Raw genomic sequence first — 17618 nt, forward strand, 5'->3', positions numbered from 1 at the left:
CATCTGTTCGTTGTTCGCCGTCGGTCGTCAGCTGTCAGCCGCCCGCCCTCCGCCGTCCGTCAGCTCGCCGGACCGCTCCGGCCGCCCCGCACGGCGGAGTCCGCAGCCGTGTCGGCTGCGCCGCCCGCGCCGACCGCGCGCAGCCGCGAGGCGGCGGTCGCGGCGAGCTGCGGCGCGAGCCTGGCGACGTCGCGGGAGCCCACCAGTGCGATCAGGCTCGGCAGCATCCAGCGGACCGGCTGCATGCCGCGCAGCCAGGCCTGCGCGTAGACGTGCGCGGAGCGGCGGGCGATCCCGGCGACGATCCGGTCCACCGCCGGCTCCAGCGGGTACGTCTTGTTCGCCGGCCACGGCAGCCGGCTGCGCATCTGCTTCAGCACCGCGTCCTGGTCGGCGCCGCGCACCATGTCGGTGTCGGTCCAGCTCAGGTACCCGACACCGACCTTGACTCCCTGGTAGGCGACCTCGGCGCGGATCGAGTGGGCGAAGGCCTCCACCCCGGACTTGCTCGCGCAGTACGCGCTCATCAGCGGCGCCGGGGTGAGCGCCGCGAGCGAGGCGATCTGCAGCAGGTAGCCGCGGCTCTCGGCGAGCGCCGGCAGGAAGGCCCGCGCGGTGGCGACGCTGCCCAGCAGGTTGACCTCGATCACCCGGCTGAACGCCCGGTGGTCGCTGTCGGCCAGCGGCCCGCCGATGGCGATCCCGGCGTTGGCGACGACAGTGTCGATCCGGCCGTAGTGCTCCTTGATCCGCCGGGCGACGTCGCTCAGCGCGTCGAGGTCGGTGACGTCCGCCTCCCAGCTGGTCGCGGACGGTCCGCACTGGGTCGCGACGTCCTTCAGCTCCTCCGGCTCCAGGCCGAGCAGCGCGACCTTCGCCCCGCGGCGGGCCAGCTTCCGGGCGAGCGAGGCGCCCACGCCGCGGGCGGCCCCGGTGACGACGACGACCTGCTCGGACAGCGGCGGGATGGTGTTCATGCGGCGGCGGTCCTCTCGACCTCGGGGACGGAGACGGGAACGGCAGGGGCGGGAGCGGCGGCCGCCAGGTACGCGAGCGCCATCCGGCGGATCTCGGCCGCGACCTCCGCCGGCCGTTCCAGCGGCGCCATGTGGCCGACGCCCGGCAGCAGCAACAGCCCCTGCGGGTCGGCCAGTTCGGCGACGATGCGGTGCGCGTGCACCTGCGGGGTGAGCCGGTCCGCGGTGCCGACGACGACCGCCGTCGGCACGCCGAGCCGGGCGAGCGGGGCATGGACGTCCAGGCGGTCGAGCACCCTCGCCCAGTTGGCCCGGACGGCGGCCGGGCAGGCGTGCACGATCCGGGCCGTCGCCTCGACCTGGCCGGCCGGCGAACCCGGGCCCATGGTGGCGTACTTGAGCGCGGCCCGGCTCAGCGGCGTGACCGGTCCGAGCGGCAGTCGGGCGTGCAGCAGCCGCCGGTGCAGGAAGCGGCGCAGGCCGGCGGGGCGTACGCCCTCCGGCACCACGGTGAGTTCGGCCACCAACTCCCCCGCCCCGGTGGAGACCAGGACGGCGGCGGCGGTCCGCTCGGCGACCTCGGCGCGGCCGCCGGCGGCCATGATGGTCATCCCGCCCATGCTGTGGCCCGCGAGCAGGGCCCGCTCCCCCGCCGGGACGGTGGCGGCGAGCACGGCGGACAGGTCGTCGACGAGCGCGCGGGTGGAGTACCGGGCCCGGCTCGGCGGGACCTCGCTGCGCCCGTGGCCGCGCTGGTCGTAGGCCACCACCCGGTAGTGGTCGGCGAGTCTGCGGATCACCGGCGCCCAGAAGGCGATCGAGCAGGTCCAGCCGTGCGCGAGCACCACGGTGGGCGCGCCGGGCCGGCCGTGGACCTCGGCGTGCAGCCGGATCCCGTCCGCCGAGCGGACGCTCAACTCCTCGACGGGCAGGGGTGCTTCGTAGTCGGCGGGCGGCCGGACGGCGCTCACGCGGACACCTCCCGGGTGGCGGCGGAGGTGGCGGCCGACGCGGGAGCGGCGGTGGCGGCGGACGTGGCGGCCGACGCGGGAGCGCCCGTGGCGGCGAACGCGGGAGCGGCGGTGGCGGCCGACGCGGGAGCCGGCCCGGGCCGCATCGTCAGCTCGTACTCGCCGAGGTCGACCTTGCGGGTGGCGCGGCGGAAGGAGGTGGTGGAGCCGGGCCACAGCACGGTGTTCTTGCCGTTCGGGTCGAGGTACCAGCTGCGGCAGCCGCCGGTGGTCCACACCGTGCGGTCCATCCGGTGCTGGAGTGCGAGGTTCCACCGCCGCTGGGCGCGCGCGGTGGGCTGCATGGCGGCCGCACCGACCGCGTCGAGGGTGGTCAACGCGTCGATCAGATAGTTCACCTGGGACTCGATCATGAGGATCATCGAGCTGTTGCCGAGGCCGGTGTTGGGGCCGATGACGAAGAACAGGTTCGGGAAGCCGTGCACGGTCGAGCCGCGCAGCGCCTCCATGCCGTCCTTCCACTCCTCGGCGAGGCTCGTCCCGTCCGCGCCGAACACCCGGGAGCCGATGGGCATGTCGGTGACGTGGAAGCCGGTGCCGAAGACGATGGCGTCCACCTCGCGCTCGGTGCCGTCCGAGGCGACCAGGGTGGAGCCGCGCACCTCGCGCAGGCCGGCCGCGACGACCTCGGTGTTGGGTGCGGCGAGCGCCGGGTAGTAGGTGTTGCTCAGCAGGATGCGCTTGCAGCCGATCCGGTAGTCCGGGGTGAGCTTGGCGCGCAGCGCCGGGTCGGCGACCGCCTGGGCGAGGTGGCGCTGGGCGAGCCGCTGGACGACGCGCAGCAGGCCGGGGCGGCGCACGAAGGCGTCGACCTGCAGCTCGCGGAGCGCGAAGAGGGTGCCGCGGCGGATCGAGGTGGTCGCCGGCACCTGGGTGTGCAGCCACTTCTCCAGTTTGGTGATCTCACGGTCACGGCGCGGCAGGACCCAGGCGGGGGTGCGCTGGAAGACCGTCAGTTCGCCGACCCGCGGCTGGATCGACGGGATGATCTGGGCGGCGGAGGCGCCGGTGCCGACCATGGCGACGCGCTTGCCGGTCAGGTCGTAGTCGTGGTCCCAGCGGGAGGAGTGGAACACCTTGCCGGGGAAGGCGTCGAGCCCGGGCAGGTCGGGGATCTGCGGGTCGGCGAGCGGTCCGGCGGCGGACACGACGGCGTCGGCGGTCCAGTCGCCGGCCGAGGTGGAGATCCGCCAGTGGGTCCGTTCGTTGTCCCAACGGGCCTCCAGCACCTCCGTGTCGAAGCGCAGGTGCGGGCGCAGCCGGAAGACGGTGGCGACCTTCTCCAGGTAGGCGCGGATGTCCGGCTGGCCGGAGAAGCTGCGCGGCCACTCGGGGTTCGGCGCGAAGGAGTAGGAGTAGAGGTGCGAGGGCACGTCGCAGGCGCAGCCGGGGTAGCTGTTGTCGCGCCAGGTGCCGCCGACCGAGTCGGCCCGCTCCAGGACGACGAAGTCGGTGATCCCGGCGCGCCGCAGGCGGACGGCGGCGGCGAGGCCGCCGAAGCCGGATCCGATCACCGCCACCCGGACGTGCGGGACGGCCTGCTCCGGCGCGGACGCGTCGGGAGCGCCCGGGCGCGGGAGCTTGCTGCTGGATGCCATGCGGCCTCCTCCTGAGGGTGGGGGCGGTGATCGCGCTCTCCCGGGGCCTGCCCGGGGACCCTTGCAATCGCGCCAGTAATCACTGGCATGGTTGGCAGGGTAGCCCTTGCCGACACCGGATGGAAGAAGAGCGGCAGTGCGGATTCGGCGCGGCTTCGACCACCCATTCTCCAAGCCGCCGAAGCCCCGGCCGCGCGCGCACCTATGCTGAACGCCGTGGACAAGGTCAGCGCAGCCGCGGGCGACGAGAAGAACGGCAGACGCGAATACCGGGTGGAGGAACTGGCCGAGGCGGCCGGCATCACCACCCGCACCCTGCGCTTCTACCGCGAACGCAAACTGCTCCAGCCGCCCCGCAAGCAGGGCCGGATCGCCTGGTACGGCGACGAGCACCTGGCCCGGCTGCGGATGATCGCCGAACTGCTCGACCGCGGCCACACCCTCGGCGGCATCACCGAACTCATCGGCGCCGGCGAGAGCGGCCGCGACGTCGCCGAACTCATCGGGCTGGAGGCCGCGATCGTCGCCCCCTGGTCGGACGAGACCCCGGTGCGGCTCGACTGGGACGAGCTCAAGGCCGCCTTCGGCGACCAGCTCACCGAGGAGAACACCGCCGAATCCATCGCCCAGGGCTACATCACCATCGCCGACGACGGCATCACCCACGTCAGCCGGCGGCTGATGGACGCCACCACCGAACTCGTCGCGGAGGGCGTGCCGCTCTCCGCCGTGCTCGACGCCAGCCGGCGCACCCGCGAACACGTGGACGCGATCGCCGAGATCTTCATCGAGGTGGTCAGCGAGCACCTGCTCAGCGCGCTCTCCGCCGACACCCCGCTCGCCCCCGGCGAAGCGGCCCGGCTCACCGAACGCATCCTGCGGGTCCGGCCGCTGGCCCGCACCGTCGCCGACGCGCAGTTCACCCTCGCCATGGACCGCCGGGTGCACGTCGAGTACGACCAACTGCTGCGCCAGCGGCGGGAGAACGGGCTGGAGAACGAGCCGGAGAACGAGCCGGAGAACGAGCCCGAGCCGGGCGCGGAACCCGGCGGCGAGGCGTAACGGACCAGATCCGCAAGGACCTGACGGCGGCGACCGACAGCGGGGCCCCGGCGTCGAACAGCTCACAGGAAACAGCCGACGGACAACAGATGACAACTTTCAGATGTTGAAAGCTGTCATCTGTTATCCGTCAGCTGTCATCTGTCAGCTGTCATCTGTTCGCCGCGCTCCGCCCGCCGCCCGCCACCGCCCGCCGGCTACTCCGCCTCGTCGTCCACCGCCCCCGGGGCGAGAGCCGGCGACGGGAAGACGTGCCGGGCTTCGCCGCCGGACCACCAGACACCGACCGCGAAGACCGCCGTCGCCTCCAGCAGCGCGGCCCGGTCGAGGCCGCCGCAGGGCACGGGCACGCACCCCATCGAGTCCACCAGCTCGGCGACCAGGGCGCCCGCGCCCGGATCGTCCGCGCAGTACGGGACGCCGAGCGGCGCGCCGTCGAAGCTCGGCCGCGGCATCGTCCAGATGCTCTCGTGGCAGATGCCGAACGCCTTCACCACCCGGGCGTCCGGGGCCGCCGCGGCGAGCCGCCGGGCGACCGAGTCCCCGGCCCCGGCCGTGGTCAGGGCCGGTCCGTCCGCGCCGGGGGCCATCGGCACGGTGCAGTCCAGCACCACCCGCCCGGCCAGCTCGGCCGCCAGCGGCGCGACCACCGACACCGCCGCCCCGGCCGGCACCGCGACCAGCACCGCCTCGGCCGACCGCACCGCCGCGGCCGGGTCGCCGCCGCCCGTCGCCCCGATCCGGGCGGCGAGCCGCCGGGCCGCCTCGGGGTCTCGCCCGCCCACCGTGACCTCGTGCCCGGCCCGCACCCAGGCCCCGCCGAGCGCCGCCGCCATCGCACCCGTCCCGAGGATGCCGATCCGCATCGTCCGCATATGCCCACTCCCCACCGTCGTCAGCCGTCTTCGCCGACCCGCCGCACCGGGCGAACCGCCGTGCCCAGGACGCTAGTCCGGCCGTTGCACACCGCCCGGTACGCAACGGCTGGGGCAGGATGGGGGGATGGAGACCGACGATCTGGGCGGCGCCGTGTTCGCCGCCGACTGCCATGCCCGGCTGGCCTTCGAGGTGATCGCCAACCGGTGGGACAGCGTGGTGGTGTACGTCCTCGGCGAGCGGGGTCCGATGCGCCCCCGGGCGCTGCTGGCCCGGATCGGCGGGATCAGCCCGAAGGTGCTCAACGAGACGCTGCGCCGACTGGAGTTCAACGGCCTGGTGGAGCACCGGCGTTACGCCGAGGCGCCGCCCCGGGTGGACTACGCCCTCACCGAGGCGGGCACCGCCCTGCTCGGCCCGATCCGCGCGCTCGGCGCGTGGGCCGCCGTCCACGGGGACGCCGTGCTCGCCGCCCAGGAGCGGGCCGAAACGGAACAGAGGGGTCCCGCCGAGCCGCACCCGAGGCTCGACGGGACCCCTCATCGGGGAGCCCGCCGGTTCGGACCCGCCCAACTCGGACCCGAACCGGCGTCGTTCCCGGCCTAGTTGACGTTGACGGCCGTCCAGGTGGCGGCGACCGCGTTGTACTCGTTGCTGTTGGCGCCGTACAGGTCGGTCGCCGCGCTGAGGGTGGCCGCACGGGCGCCCGCGTAGTCGGTGGTGGACGTGAAGTACGCGGTCAGCGCCTTGTACCAGATCTGCGCGGCCTTGTCGCGGCCGATACCGGCGAGCGTGGAGCCGTCGTAGGTCGGGCTGTTGTAGCTGAACCCGTTGACCGTCTTCGCGCCGCTGCCCTCGGACAGCAGGTAGAAGAAGTGGTTGGCGACGCCGGACGAGTAGTGGACGTCCAGGTTGCCGACGTTCGGGTCCCAGTAGTCCGCGGACGAGCCGTCCTTGCTCGGCTGGTCCATGTAGCGCAGCGGGCTGCCGTCGCCGCGCAGGTTGATCAGCTCGCCGATCTGGTAGTTCGGCGGGTTCGAGGGCAGGTTGGCGTACCACTCGACCATCGTGCCCATGATGTCGGAGGTGGCCTCGTTGAGGCCGCCGGACTCGCCCGAGTAGTTGAGCGCGGCGGTGGCGGCGGTGACGCCGTGGGTCATCTCGTGGCCGGCCACGTCGATCTCGGTGAGCGGGGCGGAGTTGTTGGCACCGTCGCCGTACGACATGCAGAAGCAGTCGTCGCTCCAGAACGCGTTGACGTAGTTGGAGCCGTAGTGGACGCGGCTGAGGGCGCCGACACCGTCGTTGCGGATGCCGTTGCGGCCGAAGGTGTTCTTGTAGAAGTCCCAGGTGGTGGCAGCACCGAACTGGGCGTCCACGGCGGCGGATTCGCGGTTGCCGGCGGTGCCGTCACCGAAGCTGTTGTTCGGGTTCGCGAACAGGGAGCCACTGCCCGAGGTCCCGTTGCTCATGTCGCTGGTGGACTGGCCGCCGCGGGTGGCGTCCTTCAGCTCGTACTGCGAGCCGTTCTGGTTGGTGGTCAGCGGGACCTGGCCGACGAAGACGCCGTTGCCGGTGCCGGCGGCGGTCTCGATCTTCTCGTGGGTGGAGAGGACCGCGCCGCTGGCCGCGTCGGTGATCAGGATCTGGCTGCTCGGGGTGCCGTCCTGGCGGACGCCCTCGACGGTGGTGCGGTAGGCCAGGCGCGGGTTGTTGTCGTTCGCCCAGACCACCAGCTCGGCCTTGCCGGTCTGGTGCACGTCGGCCAGCGGGGACTCGTCGGAGTCGATCGTCTGGCCGACCGTGGCCTTGACGGCGCCGGCGGCACCGGCGGCGGCCTGGTCGGCCGGGATCTGCGGGGTGAGGCTCGGCAGCGCGATCTTGGCGGTGGCGGCCTTGTCGACCGACTTCACACCGCCGTCCGCCTTCTGGTGGACGACCAGGTCGCCGCCGAGGACCGGCAGGCCGGCGTAGGTCCGCTCGAAGCGCAGGTGCTTGGTGCCGTCCTGGTCGATCACGGCGTCCTTCGCCACGAGCTTCTCCTGGTCGCCCAGGTTGAGCGCCTTGGCGAGCGGAGCGGACTGACCGTTGGCCACGGCGACCACCGCGGCGTGCTGGTGGGCGGCCTGGGCCTGGATCGAGGGGGCGGCAGGGGCGGCCTGGGAGACGCTCACCTGGACGACGCCGGTCAGAAGGGCGGTGGCCGAGACGACGGCGACAGCCGCGAGCTTTCGCTTCACGTACGAGTCCTTCCGGGAAACCGCGTAAGGGCGCGGTCACGCCTCGTCCCGGGGGCCGGGGTCGGCACCTGTGGGGCGGGACGGGCGCTGACGTGCAGTGACCCCGTGCGCTAGAGCGGCTCGCCACCGTGGGTGGGGGTGGGGGCTACCGCTGGGGTTGCCGAGAAGCGTGGCAGCCCGGCCGCCTTTTTGACAGGTCTGCCTCAGGAATTGGCCAGGTCCCGCCAGATGGTAAAGAGGTTCAAGTGACGGACGAAACCGGACGATTCACCCGGCCGCACCGAATGCTCCGGGCCCGATCACGCCCGGCCGCCTGGGCCGACGCCGGGTCGCCGATCGAGCGTCGGTTCGACCGGCGATCGCCGGTGGCCTCCGACCGTCTTTTACATTCGTGTAGAAGTTTCCACACGGACTCTTGACGGCCGGTGGCGAGGTCCCGCCACCAGGCACCCTTGCCGGCCACACAGGACTTCTGATAATGGCCCGGCAGGTCCCACTAGGGCATCGGCCGCCGGGCGTACGGCCTGACCTGCCGCGCGGTCGCGCGCAACAGCGCCAGCCGCCGCTCCAGCCCGGCGCGACAGACCGGCCACTCCTCCCCGGTGACCGAGAAGATCGCCGAGTCCCGCAGCAGCCCCGCCTCCCCCGGTGCCCACGACTGCGACAGCTCCGCAGCACGCCCTCGATTTCGCCGGCCGAAGCAGCCCTTCGGGTCAACCGATGGGCCCGCCAGGCGATTTCACTCACCGTGCGCCGCTTGCAACCGGCCGGTCGCTACGGCTGGATCCGCCACTGCTGGGCCGCGAGACCGGGGGTGCAGCTCTGCATGGCGACCTGTTGGCCGACGCCGATGGCGGTCATGCACCGGCTGTTGTTGAGGTCGCCCAGGGTGTACGTGCCCGAGCCGGTGGACTGGACCGTCCACCGGTAGGTGAAGCTGCTGTAGTAGTCGCCGAGGCTGACCGAGTCGGCCCCGAAGTCGTACGCGAGGATCGGGCCGCCGGAGTTGCAGGCGTGGTATTCGTTCCAGGTGCCGGTCGTGATCGACCAGCCGTACTGCGAGGCGCCACCCAGGACGATCTTGGTGCCGCTCGCAAGGCTGTCGTTGGCCATCCCGATCGCCGTGCCCGTCGACACGCTGACGATCCGGACCCAGCTGTCGCCGCCGCAGTTGGCCGGCCGGGCCGGGCTCTGCGCCGGCGGCGGGTTGCCCCCGGCGGGGGACGAGCCCCCGGCGGACGAACCGCCGGACGACGGGCCGCCGGAGGAGTTCTGCGGCGGGGGCTGCGGGTTGGGGTTGGCGGGGTTGGCGGGGTTGCCGGGGTTGGCGGGGTTAGCGGGTGCGGGGGCCGGCTGGTGCGCCGTGGTGCCGCCGGCAGCGCCCCCGCCCTGGCCCCCGCTGCCGGACCCGCCGCCGTTGCCGCCCGCGCCGGGCGCCGTGCCGGGCTGCTGCGGCTGCGGCTGCGGCTGCCCCTTGTCGGGGGTGCCGGGCTGCTGGCCGGGCTGGGTGGCGCTCGGGGTCCCGGTCGGCGCGGTGGTGGCGGCGGTGGCCGCGCCCGGGGCGGCGCCGCCCGGGGTGGCCGGGGCCGTCGCGGCGGCGGTCGGCTGGGTGCCGGGCGGCGCGGCCGCGTCCGAGCTGCCGGGGCTGCGGTCGATCAGCAGCGCGGTCGCCGTGCCCACCGATATGACGGCCGGAATGATGACCGGCACCAGCAGGGTGCGACGTGAGCGGCGCCCGACCGGTTCGGTCGGCCGGCTCGGGTCCACCTTCACGACCGGTTCCGCCTTCACGACCGGCCGCGGCCCTCCGGCCGGGTCCGGCGCCGCGGCGGCGGGCCCCGGAGCGCCCGCGCCGGCCTTCCCCCGCAGGTCGACCGTGCCGGTGGCGGACACCGCTCCGGGCGGCAGGCCGACCGCCGCCCGGGCCGCCGCCGCCATCTCGGCGGCGCTCGCGTACCGGTCCTCCGGCGCCTTGGACAGCGCGCGGGCGACCAGTTCGCGGACGGCCGCCGGAACGGTCCTCGGCAGCTCCGGCACCGGTTCGTGGACGTGCTTGATCGCGACCTGCACCGGCCCGTCGCCGACGAACGGCAGGGTGCCGACCAGCAGTTCGTAGCAGACGACCCCGATCGAGTACAGGTCGGAGGCCGGCCCGATCCGGCCGTTCACGGCCTGCTCGGGGGACATGTAGGCGGCCGTGCCGATGACGCCGGAGCGCTTCGTGGCCTTGGTCCCGGCGATCGCCAGGGCGATGCCGAAGTCGGTCACCACCACGGCGTCGTCGCTGCGGCGCACCATCAGGTTGGAGGGCTTGACGTCCCGGTGGACGATGGAGCGCTGGTGCGCGGCGTGCAGCGCGTCCAGCGCGGCGGCCACCATGCCGAGGGCCCGCTCGGGCGGCATCCGCCCGTCCGCTTCGAGCACCTGGTTCAGCGGCCGGCCGTCGATCAGGTCCATCACGATGTAGGCGCAGCGGTCGCCGGTGCCCCCGCCGCCGCCCTCTCCGGAGCCCCCGCCCCCGCCGCCCTCACCGGTGCCGTCGCCGGTGCCGTCGCCGGAGCCGTCGCCGCTCTCGCCGTAGTCGTGGACCTTCACGACGCCCGGATGGTCGATCGCGGCGACGAGCTGGGCCTCCCGGCGGAAGCTCTCGATCGCGGCGGCGTTCTCGAACAGTTCCGCGTTGAGGATCTTGACCGCGACCTCGCGCGCCAGCACCGAGTCGTGGGCCCGCCAGACCTCGCCCATGCCGCCGCGACCGAGCCGCTCGATCAGCCGGTACCGGACGTTCAGCACGGTGCCAGCACCAATCATGCCCCTGCCCCCAGGTGTGTCATGACCCGCCCAGCGGGTCGTCGGCCCACAGTGTGCCAGAGGGTGCCCGGGGCCCAGCATCCTTCCCGAGGGCGGGGTTTGGCCGGTGCGGGACGGTCAGGTCACCGGAGGCGGACGCTCCGGGCGTGGTCGACGGCCTCCAGCACGGCGGCGACGACGGCTGCGGGCCGGTCGGCGTGGACGGCGTGACCCGCCCCGGGCACCACGACGTGGTGGCCCCTCGGGTGGCCGGCCACGATGCGTGCCTGCATCGCCGTCCACTGGCCGCGCATCGCGGCGGGCAGGCCCTTGGTCGCGCTGAGGACGGTCACCGGCACCTCGGGCAGTCGCGCGGCGGCGCGGCGTCGGCGCAGTTCGGGGACGGCGAGGGCGGTGAGCCGGTTCTCGTCGAGGACGGTCCGGCGCTGGTGGCGGTGGGCGAGGACGGCGGCCTCGGCGGCCTCGGCGGCCGCGGCGGCGGCGCCGAGCGCCGTGCCCGCGATAGCCGTGGCGGCGGCACCACTGCCGTTGGCGCCCCTGGCGCCCCCTGCGGTCACGACACCCCCAGCACCGCCGGCGCCCCCGGCCGTCACGGGCTTCGCGAGCGCCGACCGGAGCAGCCACACCCGGTGGAGCACCGTCTCGGCGGCCCGGATCAGCGGCGGCTGGAACTCCTCGTGCGCCGGGTCGACGAGCACCAGGCCCGCCACGAGCTCCGGCCGCTGCCAGGCGAGGAGTTGGGCCAGCTGGCCGCCCCAGCTGTGTCCGACCAGGACGGCCGGGCCGGCGTCGAGCCGGCGTACCAGCGCGGCCAGGTCGGCGACCTGGGCGTCCAGGTCGGGGCCGGCGCCACGGCGCGGCTCGCTGGCGCCGAGGCCGGCCCGGTCGTACGCCACCACCCGGCCGTGTTCGGCGAGTTCGGGCAGCACCGGCGCCCAGGCGAGCGAGCTGTCGCCGCAGCCCGCGATCAGCACCACCGGGGGGCGGCCGTCCGCCCGGCCGGCCTCCACCCAGCGCAACGCCCGTCCGTCCCGGTCGAGTTCCCCCGCCCGCACCCCGCCGCGGGTGCGCTCGGCCAGTGCCCGCACGATGGCGTCCTGGACGGCGCGCAGGCCGGGCGCGCCCGGTGAGCCGTGGGTGTTCCGTGTGTTCCGCATCGTCGATCCCCCCATGGATCCGTCCGCGAGGACGCGGCGCCCCCGCGCGTTCGACCGTCCCCCGTGTCCGGTCGATCATCCGACGCTGGCCGTCGTACCGTACGAAAGGTCGAACACCGACCGTTCGCCGGGTGACCGCCAAGCCAACAAACCCTCGACGTCGGGCCCGGTCAGGCGCCCCAGGTGCGGGAGCAGAGCACCAACTGGTAGCCGTCCGGGTCGGACACCGTCACGCCGTGCTCGTCCCAGTACGGGTTGTGGGCCCGGACGCGGCTGCCGCCGGCGGCCTCCAGCCGGGCGACGAGGGCGTCGTCGGCGGGCGCGCCGAGGTAGACGACGAACAGGTCGTCCACGGTCGGGGTCGGTTCCAGCGGGTGCTCGGGGTCGTGGGTGAGCTCGAAGTGCCAGGCACCGCCGGGCGGGCCGACCATCAGCAGGTCGTGCTTGCCGGACACCCGCCCGGTGGTGCGCCACAGCACGTCGAGGCCGAGGCCGCCGACGTAGAAGCGCTCGGCGGCGGCCAGGTCCCGGGAGGGACGGGCGATCCGGACCCGCGTCGTCGCATCGATCATGGACGGGACGCTAGCGCACGGCACTGACGGCCGACCGCCCGGGGTGCGGCCACGACGACGGCCGCGGCAGCGGGAACGGCGAGGGCCACGACGGCGGCCGGCGGCGGGCCGACCGTCCGTCAGAGTCGGCGCAGCCGTTCCTCGTCGCAGGTGCGCGGGCAGGTCAGGCAGGCTTCGGCGGCCGGGGAGACGGCGTAGTAGAGGCAGCAGCCGAGCCGGGTCCGGGTGTGGTGGGCGCGCCCGTCCGGGGTGTGCAGGCGGCGGAAGTCGGCGGCGCCGGGGAGCGGGAGGGTGCCGCCGGGCAGGACGGCTTCGGCGGCGGCCACCGCGGCGTCCTCCGCGCCGAGCATCCGGCCCAGGTACCAGAGGGCGGAGGCGAGGTCGTCGGTGACCATGCCCCAGAGGGCGCGGTCGCGACGGCGGGTGGGTCCGGCGAAGGCGGCGACCAGCGGTTCGAGGTGGGCGACCACGGCGGAACGCAGTTCGGCGCGCAGTTCGTCCTCGCCGGGCGGCGGCAGCGGCGGGAGGGCGAGGTGCGGGCGCGGGCGCAGCGCGAGGTCGCCGGTGGGAGTGTGCAGCCAGAGGTCGCCGGGGGTGAGGTCGGGGACCTGGCGGGCGAGGTGCCAGGGGCCGGCGATGAGCAGGCAGGCGGACCAGGCGTAGTGGTGGAGCAGCCGGGAGGCGGTGACGTGCGGGCGGGGGGCGCGGCCGTGAGCGGCGGCGATGCGGGCCTCCTCGCCGGCCAGGGCGGCGGCCAGGGCCCGTTCGTCGGTGGCGAGTTCGGCTCCGCTGTGCCAGCCGTCCGCGGCGGCGGGGTCGGGGTCGGCGGGGCCGAGCAGGCGCAGGTCGAGCACGGGGCAGAGGTCGCGCAGGCGCCGGTAGTCGGCCGCCGAGGCGGGCACGGCGGCCGGAGGCAGGGCCACGGGCGAAGCCAGGGGTAGGGCCAGAGGCGCTGCCACGGGCGAGGGCAGGGGTGTTCCGGGGGTCATCGGCGCTCCCGAGATCGACTCCGGATGATCGAATAAGGTGAGGCTCACCTTACAATGCCTCAAGCGCACCATCGGCCACCCGGCCACACCCGCCCCGCACCCACCCCGAACCAGCCCCGCACCGGGGGCGACCGGGGCCGGAATCCCCGGGAGGCCCGACCCGAGGTTGACGAAGTTAGGTAAACCTAACCTAATATGTCGCCTCGTGTTGAGAACCGACCCGCCGGGCACCACCGCCCCGGCGACCCCCCGATCCTCGGCGCTCCGGCGGCCCCTGCTGCTGGCCGCCGGGCTGTGCGCCCTGGTGCTGTGCGCCGCGCTGAGCCTCGCGCTCGGCTCCCGCTCCGTCCCGCTGGCCACCGTCGTGGACGCCCTCACCGGCTCCGCCCACGGCACCGACGCCGATGTGGTGACGGGCCTTCGGGTCCCGCGCACCCTGATCGGCCTGGCGGTCGGCGCCGCGCTCGGCGTCGCCGGGGCCGTCGCCCAGGGCGTCACCCGCAACCCGCTGGCCTCGCCGATCACCCTCGGCATCAACGCCGGTGCGAGCCTCGCCGTGGTCGCCGCGATCTACGCGCTGGACCTCTCCCGCCCGGTCGAGTACGTCTGGTTCGCCTTCGCCGGCGCGGCCGTCGCCGCCGTCGCCGCGTACGCGATGTCCCGGCGCGGCGGGGACCTCGACCCGGTCCGGCTCGCACTCGGCGGCACCGTGCTCACCGTAGTGCTCACCTCCTGGACGTCCGCGCTGATGCTGGCCAGCCACCGCACCCTCGACGAGGCCCGGTTCTGGCTGGTCGGCTCGATCGCCGGGCGGCACCTGGACGCCCTCACCCCCGTCCTGCCGTTCCTCGCCCTCGGCCTGCTGGCCGCGCTCGCCGTCGCGCCCGCGCTCAACGCGCTCGCCCTCGGCGACGAGAGCGCGCAGTCGCTGGGCGTGCCGGTGACCCGCATCCGGCTGGTCGGCGGGCTGGCCGTCGTGCTGCTGGCCGGCGGAGCGGTGGCCGTCGCCGGACCGGTGGCGTTCATCGGACTGGCCGCGCCGCACCTGGTCCGTCCGCTGCTCGGCAACGACCACCGCTGGCTGCTGCCCGGCTGCCTGATCACCGGTCCGCTGCTGCTGCTCACCGCCGACGTGCTCGGCCGGCTCGTGGTGCGCCCCTCCGAGATCGAGGTCGGCATCGTGACCGCCTTCCTCGGCGCGCCGCTGCTCGCCGTGCTGGCCCGGAAGGTGGCCAAGTGACCGCGCTCACCGCCCCGATGGGCGCGATCGTCCGCCGCCGGGCCCGCACCGCCGCGTGGTCCGCGCTCGCCGCCGCCCTGCTGGTCCTGCTGACCGGGATCGCGCTCGGCACCGGCCGGGTGAACATCTCCGTCTGGGACGCGCTGCGCGCCCTGGTCGGGCAGGGCGAGGCCGGGAACGTCCTGGTGGTCCAGCAGTTCCGGGCGCCACGCGTGGTGTCCGCGCTGATCGCGGGCGCCGCACTGGCGGTGGCCGGCTCGATGCTGCAACGGCTGTTCCGCAACCCACTGGCCGCCCCCGACACCATCGGCATCACCGGCGGCGCGTCCTTCGGCGCGGTGCTGATGCTCGCCACCGGCGCCTCCCAGCAGCTCATCCCGCTGGCCGCGGTCGGCGGCGGACTGCTCGCCGCGATGCTGCTCGGCGGCTTCGCCTGGCGCTCGAAGATGGCCGTCACCCGGCTGGTGCTGGTCGGCCTGGCGGTCCAGCAGGGCCTGGCCGCCGCCGTGAACCTGATGATCGTACGGTTCCCGGCCGAGCTCGCCTCCTCCGCGCTGCAGTGGACCACCGGCTCGCTGTACGGCCGCAACTGGACCGAGGTGTGGATCGGCGGCAGCGCCATCGCGCTCACCACCGCCGGCCTGCTCCTGTGCCAGCGCCGCGTCGCCGTCCTCGACCTCGGCGACGACTCCGCCGGCGCCCTCGGCCTCGACCCCGCCCGCGACCGGCTCTGGCTGCTGCTCCTCACCATCACCCTCGCCTCGCTCGCCGCCGCCCTCACCGGACCGGTCGCCTTCGTCGCACTCGCCGTCCCGCACCTGGTCCGGCTGCTCGCCGGACCGCCCACCCCCGGCACCCTCGGGCTCACCGCGCTCACCGGCGCCGTGCTGCTGCTCTCCGCCGACCTCCTCGTCCTCCACGTGATCCCCGTCCACGGGCTGCCGGTCGGTGCCGTCACCGCCACCCTCGGCGCGCCCTGGCTTCTGGTGCTGATGATCCGCCAGGGCCGGCTTCCCCAGAGGAGCAGCTGATGACCAGCGCCAACACCGGCAGCGGCAGCGGCCGCGGCCGCGGCCGCGATTCCGGTTCCGGTTCCGGTTCCGGTTCCGGTTCCGTCAACCGGCTCGCCGCCCACGGGCTCGGGCTGCGCTACGGCGAGCGGACCATCGTCGACGGGCTCGACCTCGAACTGCCCGGCGGCGCCGTCACCGCCATCGTCGGCCCGAACGCCTGCGGCAAGTCCACCCTGCTGCGCGGACTCGTCCGCCTGCTCGACCCGGCCGCCGGCACCGTCACCCTCGACGGCGCCGACATCCACCGGATGCCCGCCCGCGAACTCGCCAAGCGGATGGGGCTGCTGCCGCAGCAGCCCGTCACCCCCGAGGCCGTCACCGTCGAGGCGCTGGTACGGCTCGGCCGCTACCCGCACCAGCGGATGCTCAGCCCGTGGAGCAAGGCCGACCAGGCCGCCGTCGAGGAGGCGCTGCGGCGCACCGGCACCGCCGAACTGCGCGACCGGCAGGTCGACCGGCTCTCCGGCGGGCAGCGCCAGCGGGTGTGGATCGCGCTCGCGCTCGCCCAGGAGACCGACCTGCTGCTCCTCGACGAGCCGACCACCTTCCTCGACCTGCGGCACCAGCTCGACGTGCTCGACCTGGTCTCCGACCTGCACGCCGAGGCCGGGCGCACCGTCGTCATGGTGCTGCACGACCTCGGGCAGGCCGCCCGGTACGCCGACCACCTGGTGGTGCTCAAGGACGGGCGGCTCGCCGCCGCCGGACCACCCGCCGAGGTGCTGACCGCCGAGCTGGTGGAGGCCGTCTTCCAGGTGCCCTGCCGGGTGGTGCCCGACCCGGAGACCGGCACGCCGCTCGTCGTGCCCCGGGGGCGGCGGCGCGCCGCCATCCCCGTTGCCTGAACTCCCTTTCCCCCTCCCCCGTTCGACCCGCCCGATCCGTCCGATCCGTCCGATCCGTTCTCCCCGACGCAAGGAACCCCCCGATGAACCGCCGACTGCCCGTCGCCGTCCTCGCCGCCGCCCTCTCCACCACCCTGCTCGCCGCCTGCGGCAGCGGCGGAGGCGACAACAAGGCGGCCGGAGGCGGCACCGCCGCCGCCTCCTCCGCCGCGCCCGGCAGCGCCGCCGCGTTCCCGCGCAGCGTCAAGCACGCCGCCGGCACCGCCGAGATCAAGGCCCAGCCCAAGCGCGTCGTGGTGCTGGACAGCGGCGAGCTCGACGACGTCACTCTGCTCGGCATCACCCCGGTCGGCGCGGTGTCCCCCCACATGAAGACCGAGGGCGGGTTCCCGAACTACCTCAAGGACAAGATCAAGGACACCAAGGACGTCGGCCCGATGAACGAGCCGAACCTGGAGCTGATCGCCTCCCTCAAGCCCGACCTGATCCTGTCCTCCAAGGTCCGCCACGCCAAGGTGTACGACCAGCTGAACGCGATCGCCCCGACCGTGCTCGCCGAGACCACCGGGTTCCCGTGGAAGGACAACCTCGCGCTGTACGCCCAGGCGCTCGGCAAGGAGGACGAGGCGAAGAAGGCCCTCGCCGACTACGAGGCGCGCGCCAAGAAGCTGGGCGAGGCGATCAAGGCGAAGAACAACGGGACGATGCCGACCGCCTCGGTGGTCCGCTTCGTCGCCGGGCCGACCCGCCTGTACGCCAAGTCCTCGTACAGCGGCGTGGTGCTCAAGGACGTCGGCCTGACCCGCCCGGCCGCGCAGGACGTGGACAAGAACATCATCGAGGTCAGCGCGGAGCAGATCGGCCAGGCCGACGCCGACCTGGTGTTCGTCACCACCGCCGACGACCCGACCAAGACCAAGGAGAGCGAGGTCCAGCAGACCCCGGTCTGGCAGGGCCTGAACGCCGTCAAGAACAACAAGGTCTTCACCGTGCCGGACGAGACCTGGATGTCCGGCATCGGCGTCCAGGCCGCCGACGCGATGCTCGTCGACATCGCCAAGGCCGCCGGGGTGGACGCGCCGAAGTAGGCCGCCGACGGACGACAGCGAACAGATGACAGATTTCAACATCTGTTATCTGTCGTCTG

The 17618-nt window shown here is 74.2% G+C and carries 15 protein-coding genes; 6 read left to right on the forward strand and 9 right to left on the reverse strand.

The genetic code is table 11. The features are described 5' to 3' along the window. Positions 1-59 precede the first annotated feature (59 nt). Genes ACPC54_RS05940 through ACPC54_RS05950 form a run of 3 tightly spaced genes read right to left on the reverse strand, consistent with a single transcriptional unit; the run spans position 60 to position 3606 of the window. Positions 60-977, reverse strand: coding sequence for an SDR family oxidoreductase (locus tag ACPC54_RS05940; RefSeq protein WP_498961651.1), 918 nt, complete (start codon positions 975-977; stop codon positions 60-62). Then, positions 974-1948 (reverse strand): alpha/beta fold hydrolase, encoded by a 975-nt coding sequence (locus ACPC54_RS05945; RefSeq protein WP_498961653.1) that lies wholly within the window; start codon positions 1946-1948, stop codon positions 974-976. Before ACPC54_RS05945 ends, ACPC54_RS05940 begins: the two co-directional genes overlap by 4 nt. Further along, positions 1945-3606 (reverse strand): flavin-containing monooxygenase, encoded by a 1662-nt coding sequence (locus tag ACPC54_RS05950; protein WP_498961655.1) that lies wholly within the window; start codon positions 3604-3606, stop codon positions 1945-1947. The genes ACPC54_RS05945 and ACPC54_RS05950 overlap by 4 nt, the downstream gene beginning before the upstream one ends. Before the next feature lie 204 nt (positions 3607-3810). Here ACPC54_RS05950 and ACPC54_RS05955 point away from each other — a divergent pair, with 204 nt between their 5' ends. Further along, on the forward strand, positions 3811-4668 hold the full coding sequence (locus tag ACPC54_RS05955) for a MerR family transcriptional regulator (RefSeq protein WP_498961657.1): 858 nt from the start codon (positions 3811-3813) through the stop codon (positions 4666-4668). A 197-nt stretch (positions 4669-4865) separates the two neighbouring features. On the opposite strand, the gene ACPC54_RS05960 is transcribed toward ACPC54_RS05955, so the two are convergent. Then, positions 4866-5543, reverse strand: coding sequence for an NADPH-dependent F420 reductase (locus ACPC54_RS05960; protein ID WP_498961659.1), 678 nt, complete (start codon positions 5541-5543; stop codon positions 4866-4868). Positions 5544-5670: 127 nt separating this feature from the next. Here ACPC54_RS05960 and ACPC54_RS05965 point away from each other — a divergent pair, with 127 nt between their 5' ends. After that, positions 5671-6150, forward strand: coding sequence for a winged helix-turn-helix transcriptional regulator (locus ACPC54_RS05965; RefSeq protein ID WP_498961661.1), 480 nt, complete (start codon positions 5671-5673; stop codon positions 6148-6150). Here ACPC54_RS05965 and ACPC54_RS05970 read toward each other — a convergent pair. From ACPC54_RS05970 to ACPC54_RS05990, 5 genes are all read right to left on the reverse strand, one after another. Then, positions 6147-7784 (reverse strand): M4 family metallopeptidase, encoded by a 1638-nt coding sequence (locus tag ACPC54_RS05970; protein ID WP_498961663.1) that lies wholly within the window; start codon positions 7782-7784, stop codon positions 6147-6149. The two genes, ACPC54_RS05965 and ACPC54_RS05970, sit on opposite strands and share 4 nt — an antisense overlap. A gap of 774 nt (positions 7785-8558) precedes the next feature. Beyond that, positions 8559-10595, reverse strand: a complete 2037-nt coding sequence (locus tag ACPC54_RS05975; RefSeq protein ID WP_498961665.1) for a serine/threonine protein kinase — start codon at positions 10593-10595, stop codon at positions 8559-8561. A gap of 122 nt (positions 10596-10717) precedes the next feature. Beyond that, positions 10718-11752, reverse strand: coding sequence for an alpha/beta fold hydrolase (locus tag ACPC54_RS05980; RefSeq protein WP_498961667.1), 1035 nt, complete (start codon positions 11750-11752; stop codon positions 10718-10720). 170 nt (positions 11753-11922) lie between these two features. Continuing rightward, positions 11923-12324 (reverse strand): VOC family protein, encoded by a 402-nt coding sequence (locus ACPC54_RS05985; protein ID WP_498961669.1) that lies wholly within the window; start codon positions 12322-12324, stop codon positions 11923-11925. Between the two features lie 119 nt (positions 12325-12443). After that, positions 12444-13247 (reverse strand): (2Fe-2S)-binding protein, encoded by an 804-nt coding sequence (locus ACPC54_RS05990; protein ID WP_498961671.1) that lies wholly within the window; start codon positions 13245-13247, stop codon positions 12444-12446. A 271-nt stretch (positions 13248-13518) separates the two neighbouring features. Between ACPC54_RS05990 and ACPC54_RS05995 the strand changes: the two genes are divergently transcribed. The 4 genes from ACPC54_RS05995 to ACPC54_RS06010 all read left to right on the forward strand — a co-directional run bounded on the left by ACPC54_RS05995 (position 13519) and on the right by ACPC54_RS06010 (position 17559). Continuing rightward, positions 13519-14553 carry a FecCD family ABC transporter permease gene (locus ACPC54_RS05995; protein ID WP_498961673.1) on the forward strand — a complete coding sequence of 345 codons (1035 nt, stop codon included), beginning with the start codon at positions 13519-13521 and terminating at the stop codon, positions 14551-14553. Positions 14554-14570: 17 nt separating this feature from the next. Next, positions 14571-15584: a FecCD family ABC transporter permease gene (locus ACPC54_RS06000; protein WP_498962421.1), complete on the forward strand. Its 1014-nt coding sequence runs from the start codon at positions 14571-14573 to the stop codon at positions 15582-15584. Further along, positions 15584-16471 (forward strand): ABC transporter ATP-binding protein, encoded by an 888-nt coding sequence (locus ACPC54_RS06005; RefSeq protein WP_498961675.1) that lies wholly within the window; start codon positions 15584-15586, stop codon positions 16469-16471. The genes ACPC54_RS06000 and ACPC54_RS06005 overlap by 1 nt, the downstream gene beginning before the upstream one ends. Before the next feature lie 83 nt (positions 16472-16554). Next, positions 16555-17559: an ABC transporter substrate-binding protein gene (locus ACPC54_RS06010; RefSeq protein ID WP_498961677.1), complete on the forward strand. Its 1005-nt coding sequence runs from the start codon at positions 16555-16557 to the stop codon at positions 17557-17559. The last annotated feature ends 59 nt before the right edge of the window (positions 17560-17618 follow it).

This window comes from Kitasatospora sp. NPDC094028 (genome assembly GCF_049543595.1).
Classification (GTDB): Bacteria; Actinomycetota; Actinomycetes; order Streptomycetales; family Streptomycetaceae; genus Kitasatospora.

What these genes read in the sequence shown, in the direction of transcription:
- ACPC54_RS05975 (WP_498961665.1), bottom strand. Translation starts at nt 10,595, where the DNA reads ATGATTGGTGCTGGCACCGTGCTGAACGTCCGGTACCGGCTGATCGAG.
- ACPC54_RS05985 (WP_498961669.1), bottom strand. Translation starts at nt 12,324, where the DNA reads ATGATCGATGCGACGACGCGGGTCCGGATCGCCCGTCCCTCCCGGGAC.
- ACPC54_RS06005 (WP_498961675.1), top strand. Translation starts at nt 15,584, where the DNA reads ATGACCAGCGCCAACACCGGCAGCGGCAGCGGCCGCGGCCGCGGCCGC.
- ACPC54_RS05960 (WP_498961659.1), bottom strand. Translation starts at nt 5,543, where the DNA reads ATGCGGACGATGCGGATCGGCATCCTCGGGACGGGTGCGATGGCGGCG.
- ACPC54_RS05940 (WP_498961651.1), bottom strand. Translation starts at nt 977, where the DNA reads ATGAACACCATCCCGCCGCTGTCCGAGCAGGTCGTCGTCGTCACCGGG.
- ACPC54_RS05955 (WP_498961657.1), top strand. Translation starts at nt 3,811, where the DNA reads ATGCTGAACGCCGTGGACAAGGTCAGCGCAGCCGCGGGCGACGAGAAG.
- ACPC54_RS06010 (WP_498961677.1), top strand. Translation starts at nt 16,555, where the DNA reads ATGAACCGCCGACTGCCCGTCGCCGTCCTCGCCGCCGCCCTCTCCACC.
- ACPC54_RS05950 (WP_498961655.1), bottom strand. Translation starts at nt 3,606, where the DNA reads ATGGCATCCAGCAGCAAGCTCCCGCGCCCGGGCGCTCCCGACGCGTCC.
- ACPC54_RS05965 (WP_498961661.1), top strand. Translation starts at nt 5,671, where the DNA reads ATGGAGACCGACGATCTGGGCGGCGCCGTGTTCGCCGCCGACTGCCAT.
- ACPC54_RS06000 (WP_498962421.1), top strand. Translation starts at nt 14,571, where the DNA reads ATGGGCGCGATCGTCCGCCGCCGGGCCCGCACCGCCGCGTGGTCCGCG.
- ACPC54_RS05980 (WP_498961667.1), bottom strand. Translation starts at nt 11,752, where the DNA reads ATGCGGAACACACGGAACACCCACGGCTCACCGGGCGCGCCCGGCCTG.